The sequence below is a fragment of the Ornithinimicrobium sp. genome, from assembly GCF_035267225.1.
Lineage (GTDB): Bacteria > Actinomycetota > Actinomycetes > Actinomycetales > Dermatophilaceae > Ornithinicoccus.
On record NZ_DATFMA010000071.1, the window covers coordinates 59,661 to 69,409 of the forward strand.

Annotated in this window: 13 protein-coding genes; 10 read left to right on the top strand and 3 right to left on the bottom strand. The window is 71.1% G+C overall.

Going from position 1 to position 9,749, the window contains the following annotated elements:
• The first annotated feature begins 1 nt into the window (after position 1).
• The 7 genes from VJ976_RS06535 (at position 2) to VJ976_RS06565 (ending at position 5,604) form a co-directional block, all read left to right on the top strand.
• Positions 2-418 carry a GNAT family acetyltransferase gene (locus tag VJ976_RS06535; RefSeq protein WP_324099308.1) on the top strand — a complete coding sequence of 139 codons (417 nt, stop codon included), beginning with the start codon at positions 2-4 and terminating at the stop codon, positions 416-418.
• A gap of 114 nt (positions 419-532) precedes the next feature.
• Positions 533-1,231: a L,D-transpeptidase family protein gene (locus VJ976_RS06540; protein ID WP_324099309.1), complete on the top strand. Its 699-nt coding sequence runs from the start codon at positions 533-535 to the stop codon at positions 1,229-1,231.
• 68 nt (positions 1,232-1,299) lie between these two features.
• Positions 1,300-2,514, top strand: coding sequence for a tRNA dihydrouridine synthase DusB (gene dusB / locus VJ976_RS06545; RefSeq protein WP_414693579.1), 1,215 nt, complete (start codon positions 1,300-1,302; stop codon positions 2,512-2,514).
• 98 nt (positions 2,515-2,612) lie between these two features.
• Positions 2,613-3,419 carry a DUF4397 domain-containing protein gene (locus VJ976_RS06550; RefSeq protein ID WP_324099311.1) on the top strand — a complete coding sequence of 269 codons (807 nt, stop codon included), beginning with the start codon at positions 2,613-2,615 and terminating at the stop codon, positions 3,417-3,419.
• Between the two features lie 137 nt (positions 3,420-3,556).
• Positions 3,557-4,267 carry a class F sortase gene (locus VJ976_RS06555; RefSeq protein WP_324099312.1) on the top strand — a complete coding sequence of 237 codons (711 nt, stop codon included), beginning with the start codon at positions 3,557-3,559 and terminating at the stop codon, positions 4,265-4,267.
• A 49-nt stretch (positions 4,268-4,316) separates the two neighbouring features.
• Positions 4,317-4,910, top strand: coding sequence for a sigma-70 family RNA polymerase sigma factor (locus VJ976_RS06560; protein ID WP_324099313.1), 594 nt, complete (start codon positions 4,317-4,319; stop codon positions 4,908-4,910).
• A complete protein-coding gene (locus tag VJ976_RS06565) occupies positions 4,894-5,604 on the top strand; it encodes an anti-sigma factor (protein WP_324099314.1) in 711 nt (236 codons plus the stop codon). Before VJ976_RS06560 ends, VJ976_RS06565 begins: the two co-directional genes overlap by 17 nt.
• Here the strand turns inward: VJ976_RS06565 and VJ976_RS06570 are convergent.
• Both VJ976_RS06570 and VJ976_RS06575 read right to left on the bottom strand, forming a co-directional pair.
• The gene (locus VJ976_RS06570; RefSeq protein ID WP_324099315.1) at positions 5,591-6,469 is read right to left on the bottom strand and encodes a sulfurtransferase; all 879 of its coding nucleotides are present in this window, start codon (positions 6,467-6,469) and stop codon (positions 5,591-5,593) included. The genes VJ976_RS06565 and VJ976_RS06570 overlap by 14 nt on opposite strands.
• A 34-nt stretch (positions 6,470-6,503) precedes the next feature.
• Positions 6,504-7,094: an antibiotic biosynthesis monooxygenase gene (locus tag VJ976_RS06575; protein WP_324099316.1), complete on the bottom strand. Its 591-nt coding sequence runs from the start codon at positions 7,092-7,094 to the stop codon at positions 6,504-6,506.
• Positions 7,095-7,158: 64 nt separating this feature from the next.
• Between VJ976_RS06575 and VJ976_RS06580 the strand changes: the two genes are divergently transcribed.
• Genes VJ976_RS06580 through VJ976_RS06590 form a run of 3 tightly spaced genes read left to right on the top strand, consistent with a single transcriptional unit; the run spans position 7,159 to position 9,207 of the window.
• Complete coding sequence (locus VJ976_RS06580; RefSeq protein ID WP_324099317.1) at positions 7,159-7,431, top strand: DUF2277 domain-containing protein; 273 nt, start codon at positions 7,159-7,161, stop codon at positions 7,429-7,431.
• Entirely contained in the window at positions 7,424-7,948 is a 525-nt protein-coding gene (locus VJ976_RS06585) for a hypothetical protein (protein ID WP_324099318.1), read from the top strand. Before VJ976_RS06580 ends, VJ976_RS06585 begins: the two co-directional genes overlap by 8 nt.
• Positions 7,945-9,207: a deoxyguanosinetriphosphate triphosphohydrolase gene (locus VJ976_RS06590; RefSeq protein WP_324099319.1), complete on the top strand. Its 1,263-nt coding sequence runs from the start codon at positions 7,945-7,947 to the stop codon at positions 9,205-9,207. The genes VJ976_RS06585 and VJ976_RS06590 overlap by 4 nt, the downstream gene beginning before the upstream one ends.
• A 2-nt stretch (positions 9,208-9,209) precedes the next feature.
• Here the strand turns inward: VJ976_RS06590 and VJ976_RS06595 are convergent.
• A partial coding sequence (locus tag VJ976_RS06595) for a DNA primase small subunit domain-containing protein (protein WP_324099320.1) occupies positions 9,210-9,749 on the bottom strand: 540 nt, incomplete at its 5' end.

Consider the following 9,749-nt stretch of genomic DNA (forward strand, 5'->3'; position numbering starts at 1 on the left):
CATGCGGATCCGTCCCTTCGAACGGGCCGACACCGACGTCGTCGTCGCCCTCTGGCACGAGGTGGGCATCACCCGCCCGTGGAACGACCCCCATCGGGACATCGAGCGCAAGATGAGCGTGCAGCCCGAGCTCTTCCTCGTGGGCATCGAGGACGGCGAGGTGGTCGCATCGGCGATGAGCGGTTTCGACGGTCACCGTGGCTGGCTCTACTACTTCGCGGTCTCGCCGACCCATCAGGGTCGCGGGCTGGGCCGGGCGATGCTCGATGAGGTCGAGCGGCTGCTCATCGAGCGCGGGTGCCCCAAGCTCAACGTGCAGATCCGCGACGGTGCCTCCGCGCTGGTGCGGCGCTACGAGCAATGGGGGTACGCCACCGACGGTGCGACGGGAATGGGCAAGCGGCTCATCCCGGACTGAGACGGTCCCGCTCCCGGCCGCATCGTGACGCGATCGTGACCGGTATGCGTATCATGCGTGCCCCGCGCGGCTCCTAGGCAGTGCACACTTGTGCTGCGACAGAGGAGATCTCCGGTGACCGTGACGAACCTTGAGACCACGCGCCGCGCCGTCCTGCTCGGTGGGGTCGGCGCCGGCGTGGCGACCGTGCTGGCTGCCGAGCCCGCCGCCGCCACCCACAACCTGCGTCGCGGCAGCCGCGGTTCGGGGGTCGCCTCCCTCCAGCGGAGCCTCGCGGCCCGCGGCTACTGGTGTGGAAGGGCCGACGGCGTCTTCGGCCACCTCACCCAGCAAGCCGTGTGGGCGTTGCAGAAGCGCCACGGCCTGGTCCGCGACGCGATCGTCGGCCCGAACACCCGTGCCGCCTTGGCCTACGACACCACCCTGCGGCCGGTCGGCGGGTCTGGCAGCCGCTTCGAGGTGCACCTGCGCCGACAGCTCGTGCTCGAGGTTCGTCGCGGGCGGACCTACCGGGTGTTCAACACCTCGACCGGCAACGGCAAGCCCTACCAGTGGTACGGCCGGACGTACTACGCGCACACCTACCGGGGCGACTTCCGCGTGCACAGCACGTACGGTCGCGGCTGGCAGAAAGGGCAGCTCGGGGCGCTGTACCGACCCGCGTACTTCGACCGCGGGCGCGCCCTGCACGGTTCGCGCAGCATCCCCCCGTACCCGGCTTCGCACGGGTGCTGCCGGCTGTCCACGGCTGCGACCAACCTGCTCTGGGCCGGTGGTCGGATGCAGTGGGGGACCCGGGTGCTCGTCGTCTGAACCCGCGTCGGTCCAGCCGAGGTGCCGGCCGGGCTGCGGTTTCGCGGGGAGGCCGGGCGGTTGCGAGACTGTGCCGGGTGAGCCAGACCCTTGCGTCCGCATCTGCGGTGGCCCGCCCGTTGTCGATCGGGCCCCACCGCCTCGAGACACCCGTCGTCCTGGCGCCGATGGCAGGTATCACCAACCGCGCGTTCCGCAGGCTCTGCCGACAGTGGGGCGGGTCAGGTCAGGGCCGCAGCGACAGTTCTGCAGCTGGCTGTCTCTACGTCAGCGAGATGATCACCTCGCGCGCCCTGGTGGAGCGCACGCCGATCTCGATGCGGCTGATCGAGCACGACGCCGACGAGAGCCCGCGCTCGGTGCAGCTCTACGGGGTCGACCCCGCCACCGTGGCGGCCGCGGCGAGGATGCTCGTGCTCGAGGACCGAGCCGACCACATCGACCTCAACTTCGGCTGCCCCGTCACCAAAGTCACCCGCAAAGGCGGTGGCGCGGCCCTGCCCTGGAAGGTCGACCTCTTCCGGGCCATCGTCCGCGCAGCCGTACGTGAAGCGAGCCCGGCCGCCGTGCCGGTGACCGTCAAGATGCGCGTGGGGATCGACGCCGACCACACCACCTACCTCGACGCCGGCCGCATCGCCGAGCAGGAGGGGGCGGCCGCGGTCGCGCTGCATGCGCGCACGGCTGCCCAGGCCTACAGCGGGCAGGCGGACTGGTCGGCCATCACGGCCCTGAAGAATGCGGTCACCACGATCCCGGTCCTCGGCAACGGCGACATCTGGTCGGCGGAGGACGCCGTCGCGATGATGCGCCAGACCGGTTGCGACGGCGTGGTCGTCGGGCGAGGCTGCCTGGGCCGCCCGTGGTTGTTCACCGACCTCGCCGCGGCCTTCGCGGGCTCGCCGGAGCGGGTCGAGCCGACTCTGCGCGAGGTGGCCGACACCTTACGGCGGCACGCTGCCTACCTCGCGGACTTCTACGCCGACGAGGGCCGCGCCTGCCGTGACATCCGCAAGCACATCTCCTGGTACCTCAAGGGCTTCTCGGTCGGCGGCACGCTGCGCCAGCGCCTGGCGCTGGTCGACTCGCTGGCCGACTTGGACGCCCACCTGGACAGCCTCGACCTCGACCAGCCCTGGCCCGGCGACGCCGAAGGACAGCGAGGACGCGCGGGCTCCGCCCGGAAGGTCACCCTGCCGGAGTTCTGGCTGGAGTCCCGCGAGCTCAACGCCAGCCAGCGAGCAAGCGTCCAGGCCGCCGAGCTCTCCATCTCGGGGGGCTAGCAAGAAAATCCCGCAGGGGTGCATCCAGATACGCGTTACGGGCGGAAGTGGGGTCAGAGGGAGTCACCACGGTTCCCCTGAACCCAGAGGAGAAAGACATGCGTTCCATCGCTTGGGGGGCGGCCGCCAGCCTCGCCCTCGTTGCTACCGCCGCTCCCGCCATGGCTCAGGAGGAGAGCCAGGTCTCCGTCCTGCACGCTGTGCCCGGCTTGACCGTCGACGTGTACGTCAACGGCGAGGAGACCCTGCCCGACTTCGAGCCCGGCACCCTCACCGACCCGCTCACCCTGGCTGCGGGTGAGTACGACATCGAGGTCTACCCGGCCGGTGCCGACCCGGACTCCGAGGACCCTGCCATCTCGGCCGAGGGCCTGGCCGTGCCCGGTGGTGAGAACCTCACGCTGACGGCGAACCTGGACGCCGACGGCAACCCGGCCCTCAACGCGTTCGTGAACGACACCTCGCAGCTCGACGCCGGTCAGGCTCGCCTGACGGTGCGTCACACCGCCGCCGCCCCGGCGGTCGACGTGCGCGCCGGAGGTAGCCCGGTCATCGAGGGCCTGACCAACCCCAACGAGGAGGTCCTCAACCTCGACGCCGGCACGGTCAGCGCCGACGTGACGCTCGCCGGCACCGAGGACGTGGTGATCGGTCCGGCGGACCTCGACCTGGGCGAGGGAACCAACACCATCGTCTACGCGTGGGGCTCCGCCGAGGACGGCAACCTCGATCTCGCGGTGCAGACGATCGACGGGTTGCACGGCGACCCGGAGGGCGTGCCCTCGGGCGAAGGTGGTCTGGTCGACGACAGCGCCTCGGCTTGGCTGTGGGTCCTGGGAGCCGCCGGTGTCGCCGGCGCCCTGGTGGCCGGGCGCAAGCTGAGCACCGCCACCCCCTCGGCCTGAGCGAGGGAACCATGACAGCGGCGGCGCCGGGCAGCCGACCTGGTCGGCACCGCCGCGCACGACGAGGCACCGATTCCGGCCTACTCCCCTTTCGAGGCCGGAATCGGTGCCCGCACCGCAACAACAAGGGGGCGGCGATGCAGCAGAGGGGATGGCTGGCTGTGCTCGTCTCGTCGTTGGCCTCCATGTTGCTGGCCGGAGTCGGAATCGCCTGGGCCGGTCAGCCCACCGACGTGGGGACGATCGACGTGGGCAGCCAGCGTCCCGATGCGGAACAGGTCGCCCTGCAAGCGGTGACGCCCGCCGGCACCGAGGAGGCGAAGAAGGCCGGGCCGGCCCTCACCGCTCCGGACATCGCCCGCCGCTCTGCCGAGGTGTCGTCGTCTCGCCAGACTCGTAGCACTCCCACGGCGCTGCGCGTTCCCTCGGTGGACCTCGACGCGCCCTTGACGCCGACCGGCGTGCGTCGCGACGGCCTGATGCGCATCCCCGACGACGGCGACCGGGTCGGGTGGTACCGGTACGGTGCTGCTCCGGGAGCGGGGAGGGGCTCGGTGGTGCTCGCGGGGCACGTCGACACGGACGAGGGATGGGGAGCCATGGCGGCTCTGCGTGAGGTCGAGCGGGGCGCCCTCGTCGAGGTCGAGCTCAACGATGGGAGGACAGCGACCTATGAGGTCGTCGGTCGGAAGACCGTCTCCAAGAATGTTCTGCCCACCGACACGATCTTCGACCGAGACGGCCCGGAACGGCTGACGCTGATCACCTGTGGCGGGCCCTGGCGTACCTCGCAGCAGAGCTACCGCGACAACGTGGTCGTGGTGGCGACACCGGTCGGCTCGCCCTGATCGGGCGCAGCGATGACAGGTAAGGCAAGGAAGTCGCTACGGTGGGTTGATGACCAACCGGAGCGGCCGCGTCGAGGTCGACGACGCAGCGGACGCGCAGCTCGGCGCGTCCTTCGCTTCCGGAGAGGCCGCCGCGCTGTCCGAGGTCTACGAGCGCTGGGGTGGCTTGGTCTACGGGCTGGCCAGCAAGGCCGTCGGACGCAGCGATGCCGACGACGTCACCCAGCAGGTCTTCGTCTCCGCCTGGCAGTCCCGTCACCGGTACCGACCCGAGGAGGCCCCCCTCGGTGCCTGGCTCGTGGGGATTACCCGGCATCGGATCGCCGACCACTTCGGGAGAAGGCACCGCACGCACGAGGTACCGTCGGATCCCGACGTGCTACGGGCCAATCTGGGGGAGCGTCCTGCGACGAATGGACTCACAGCGGAACGAGTGGACCAGCTGCTGGTGTTATGGGAGGAGCTCGAGCGCATCGGGGATCCGCAGCGACGGATCATGGTGCTTGCGTTCTTCGAGGACATGACCCACGCCCAGATCGCCGAGGAGCTCTCGCTCCCGCTGGGCACGGTGAAGAGCTACATCTCGCGCACGCTGCGCCGGATGAGATCGCGATTGGAGGGTGAGCATGAGCACGCATCTTGACGTGGACGATCTCGCCCTGGTCGCCACCGGCGAGGCGAGCGAGGTCCAACGAGAACACGTGGATGCCTGCGCGCAGTGCCGCACGGAGGTCGGGTCCTTCGAGCAGGTCACCGAGCTGTTGGCCCTCGGTGGCCCGGTGTCGGCGCACCCTCCCGCGCACGTGTGGGAGGCCATCCAGGCCGAGGTGGACGGCACTCCGGCCCCGGCAGGATCGGCGTGGGAGTCCCGGCGGCGGCACCGGGAGGTGGGGCGTCAGGCCGGCCGCTCCCTGGGGTGGAAGCTGCTCGGAGCGGCCGCGGTCGGTGCCGGCGCGATGTGGATGGCCGTGTCGCTGGGCAGCGCGGACGAGCCCACGGGGCCCGTCGTGGCCACGGCGGACCTGGACGCGCTGGAGAGCTCGGTCGAGCCTGCGAGCGCCGAGGTCGTCGAACGTGACGGGCGACGCCTGCTGCGCGTCGACACGAGCAGCCTGCCCGAGGTGCAGGACGGCTACCTGCAGGTGTGGCTGCTCAACGGAGACGCTTCGGGCATGGTCACCGTAGGGGCGCTGAGCCGCAGCGGTGAGGAGTTCGAGCTGCCGGAGGGCCTGTCGACCAACACCTTCGGCACGGTTGACGTCTCCGTCGAGCACTACGACGGCAACCCCGCCCACAGCGGCGAGAGCCTGTGGCGCGGAGCGATCACCTCGACCTGAGCGCCCCCTCGTCACCCTGGGCGACCGCACGCTCGCTGTCGCTGATCCAGTCACTCCACGACCCGATGTACAGGGCGGGCTCGGGCGAAGCCGGGAAGGTGGCCTCCCACGTCAGGGCCAGGTGGGCCGCCTGCACGCCGGACCCGCAGTACAGCGTGGGAGCGCTCGCCGGGTCCACGCCCAGATCTTCCACTGCGGCGCGGAGGCGGTCGGGGCGAAGCCGGCCGTCGGTATGCAGCAGGGCCAGCGTCGGAACGTTCAGCGCTCCCGGGATGTGCCCGGCTACCGGGTCGATCGGCTCGACCTCTCCTCGGTAGCGCTCGGGGGCGCGGGCATCCAGCAGCGGCCCGGCGAGGACGCCGGTCGCGATCTCTTCGGCCTGCACGAGATGGAGCGCGGGCGAGCGCAGCGTGACGTCGCCGCGCGGTGGCAGGTAGCCTCCGGTGGTCCAGGGCTGGCCGTCGGCCACCCATCGCGCGAAGCCGCCGTCCAGCACCCGCACATCCTCGTGGCCGAAGTAGCGCAGCACCCACCACGCGCGGGCGGCGGCCAGCGAGGTGGACTCGTCGTAGAACACCACGGGACGCGAGTCGCTGACCCCGGCGGCCCGGAAGGCGTCGGTGGCCGCCGTGATCGAGGGCATCGGATGCCTGCCGCCGCGCCCCCGGGGGCCGGGTCGTCCTGCCAGACCGCTGTCCAGATCCAGGAAGCCCGCCTCGGGAAGGTGTCCGTCGACGTAGTCGGCGTGGTTGGCGGCGAAACCGCGACCGAGCTGCCACCGCACGTCCACCATGGTGGGCCGCGTCGGCTGCGGTCCCGCCATCGCCTCCGCCAGCTCGGGGACGGAGATCATCGGTGCAGACATGCGGCTCCTCTTCTCACGACGGGCGGTGGGCCGGTCAGGCCCGTGTGCCGCGTCTCCACGGCGGCGGTTCGCCGTGCAACCACCAGCTCATCCAGGAGGTCAACGTCGGCAGTGCGACGTAGACCATGACCGGGGTCAGCAGCACGGTGCCGACGAAGACGCGGAGCGGCAGGGGGGTGGCCTCGGGCAGCAGCATCGACAGCACCCACGTGGCCAGCAGGTTCAGCGGGAAGAACGCCATCCAGATGACGGTTCCCTGTTTCCATCGCGGTGGCGCCGCGGGCGCTGGCCGCAGGTCGGCGACGTCGCTGCTGACCGGCTGGTCGAACCATCCCTCGATGCCGGTGCGACGCTCCTCGATGCTCTCCCCGACGATTCCCTGCGCGGACTGCAGCCACCATCGGCGTTGCTCGGAGGCCTCCCATCGCTCGAGAGCCTGCTGGCTGTCGAAGCGGTAGAGCATGTGCCACTCTCGGGACTGCTGCGAGGGGCGCACCCAGCCCGTGCCGAGAAAGCCCTCGAAACGCTCGGCGAGCGAGGCCCCGGCGTTGATCCAGGCGACCATGCGGTCAGCCTGCGAGGGCTCGATGTGTCGGGTGACGCTGACGGTGACGGACGCGGACACGCGCTCATCGTAGTCGGCTGTCGCGGCCGGTCGGCGGCCCGGAGCGGCAGGGCAGAATAGGAGGATGTGCCGCAACATCCGTCAGCTGCATCACTTCGACCCCCCGGCGACGCCGGAGGAGGTGCAGGCGGCCGCACTGCAGTACGTACGCAAGATCGGGGGAAGCGCCGCTCCTTCTCGCGCCAACCAGCCGGCCTACAACCAGGCGGTGGCCACCATCGCCGAGGCGACGCAGCAGCTGCTGGACTCCATGGTCGCTCGCGGCGCCCCCAAGGATCGCCAGGTCGAGGCCGACAAGGCCCGGGCCCGCTCGGCGGCCCGGTTCGCACGTGGCTGAGGACGGTGAGCCCCTCGGCGCCGGCCCATCGGTCCGACGGCGCCAGATTGCCAACGCCCTCAACCTCTCGACGGTCCTGGGGCTGGGCCTTGCTGGCCTGGGCGGAGCGAGACTGACCCAGGGCCCCGGCGGTCTGCTCCTGGCGGAGAGGTACCGGTGGAGTTTCCCGACCGGCGCTGCGTTCACCGTGGGCGACGTCGTCATCACGTCGTCCACGTTCTCTTCCCTGTTGAGCCGACACCCTGATCTGCTCCGCCACGAGGAACATCACGCCCAGCAGTGGATGCGCTGCCTGGGCTTGCCCTTCCTGCCCCTGTACCTCGCCTCGATGGGGTGGTCGTGGTTGCGCACCGGCGACCGCGCCTCACGTTGTGTTTTCGAGCGCCAGGCCGGCCTGGCTCGCGGCGGGTACGTCGAGTCACCGACCCGCCCGCTCGGGCCGGTGCTGGCTCGCGGCCTCAGGCGGCTGCAACTCCCGCTGCGGGGGCGAGGGCCACGGCGGGCGAGACCAGCGTGAGGGGGACGGTGCCACCCGGGTACGAGCCCGCGGACCGCGAGCGCTGGGTGCCGGAGGACCCGGCCATCAAGCGGGCCGACCGGGACGACTTCGCCCGAGACCGGGCGCGCGTCCTGCACTCGGCCGGGCTGCGTCGCCTGGCCTTGACCACGCAGGTGGTGCAGCCGGGGTCCGACGACTTCGTGCGCAACCGCCTCACCCACTCCCTGGAGGTAGCCCAGATCGGTCGTGAGTTCGGCCAGGCCCTGGGCTGCGCGGCCGATGTCGTCGACACGGCCTGCCTCGCCCACGACCTCGGCCATCCGCCCTTCGGCCACCACGGCGAGTCCGTGCTGAACGAGCTGGCCGCCGGCGCGGGCGGCTTCGAAGGCAACGCGCAGACCCTGCGAGTGCTCACCCGGCTCGAGGCCAAGCGGACGCACCCAGACGGACGTTCGGCCGGGTTGAACCTGACCAGGGCCACGTTGGACGCGGTCGTCAAGTACCCCTGGCTACGGCATGAGGGCCCGGAGTCTCCGAAGTTCGGCTACTACCCCGACGACGCACCGGTCTACCGGTGGATCCGTGGCGGAGAGGCCGGAGGGCACCCGGGCCAGCGCCGGTGTCTGGAGGCCCAGGTCATGGACTGGTCGGACGACGTCGCCTACAGCGTGCACGACGTCGAGGACGGCGTGACCTCGCGCCGCATCGATCTGCGGGCACTTCGCTCACCGGTGGAGTCAGCCTCGATCGTCGGGGTGGCACAGCGCTGGTACGCCCCGGATCTGGAGGAGGGCGTGCTCGCCGAGGCCCTGGGCAGACTCCTCAGCTCGAGCTGGATCCCGCAGGATCACGATGGGAGCCGCGGCTCGCTGGCCGCGTTGAAGGACATGACCAGCCGGCTCATCGGACACTTCGTGCACACGGTGGAGTCCGCGACCCGGCAGCGCTACGGGCCCGGGCCGCTCACGCGGTATGCCGCAACGCTCGTCGTGCCGGATGAGGTGCGCGCCCAGGCCAGCGTGCTGAAGGGAACCGCCGCGCACTTCGTGATGCTCAGCGACGAGCGTCGCGGAGTCATGCAGCGCCAGCGCGAGATCGTCACCGGGCTGTTCGACCTCTTCGCGAGCCGACCTGAGCGGATGGACCCGATCCACCGTGACGCCCACGAGGACGCGCACCGGCGCGGCGACGATGTCGCCGTGGTGCGTGCGGTCACCGACCAGGTGGCGAGCCTGTCGGACACCCGAGCACACGCGCTGTTCACCGCCAGCCCCTGAGCTCACTCCTGCGGGGTGTCGAGCCCGTCGGCCTCATCGCGCTCGGCCCAGCGCAGAAGCTCGGCGATGTCGAACGGGTGCTGATCGATGTCCGCATGCAGGTCACCGAGGCGGGTGAACCGCTCGGGCATCGAGGCCACGGTGAACGCGCCGGGCTCGCAGTCCGCCACCTCCTCCCACGCCAGCGGCGCGGACACGCGTGCGTCGGGGGTCCCGCGCACCGAGTAGGCGCAGGCGATGGTGTGGTCCCTGGCGTTCTGGTTGAAGTCGACGAACACGGCGCGAGGGTCCCGGTCCTTGCGCCACCACGTGGTCGTCGCCTGACCTGGGCTGCGCCGCTCGACCTCGCGCGCGAAGGCCAGCGCCGCCCGGCGCACGTCGGTGAAGCCGTGGTCCGGCTGGATGCGGACGTAGACGTGCAACCCCGAGCCGCCCGTGGTCTTCGGCCACCCCGTGGCCCCGAGCTCCCCGAGCACCCCTTTGACGACGCCCGCGACCTCTCGCACGGTGGCGAAGGAGCAGTCGTCGCCCGGGTCGAGGTC

Excerpts from the sequence above, each read along its gene's own strand:
- VJ976_RS06535 (WP_324099308.1), top strand. The coding sequence starts at position 2 with ATGCGGATCCGTCCCTTCGAACGGGCCGACACCGACGTCGTCGTCGCC.
- VJ976_RS06550 (WP_324099311.1), top strand. The coding sequence starts at position 2,613 with ATGCGTTCCATCGCTTGGGGGGCGGCCGCCAGCCTCGCCCTCGTTGCT.
- VJ976_RS06555 (WP_324099312.1), top strand. The coding sequence starts at position 3,557 with ATGCAGCAGAGGGGATGGCTGGCTGTGCTCGTCTCGTCGTTGGCCTCC.
- VJ976_RS06560 (WP_324099313.1), top strand. The coding sequence starts at position 4,317 with ATGACCAACCGGAGCGGCCGCGTCGAGGTCGACGACGCAGCGGACGCG.
- VJ976_RS06565 (WP_324099314.1), top strand. The coding sequence starts at position 4,894 with ATGAGCACGCATCTTGACGTGGACGATCTCGCCCTGGTCGCCACCGGC.
- VJ976_RS06570 (WP_324099315.1), bottom strand. The coding sequence starts at position 6,469 with ATGTCTGCACCGATGATCTCCGTCCCCGAGCTGGCGGAGGCGATGGCG.
- VJ976_RS06580 (WP_324099317.1), top strand. The coding sequence starts at position 7,159 with ATGTGCCGCAACATCCGTCAGCTGCATCACTTCGACCCCCCGGCGACG.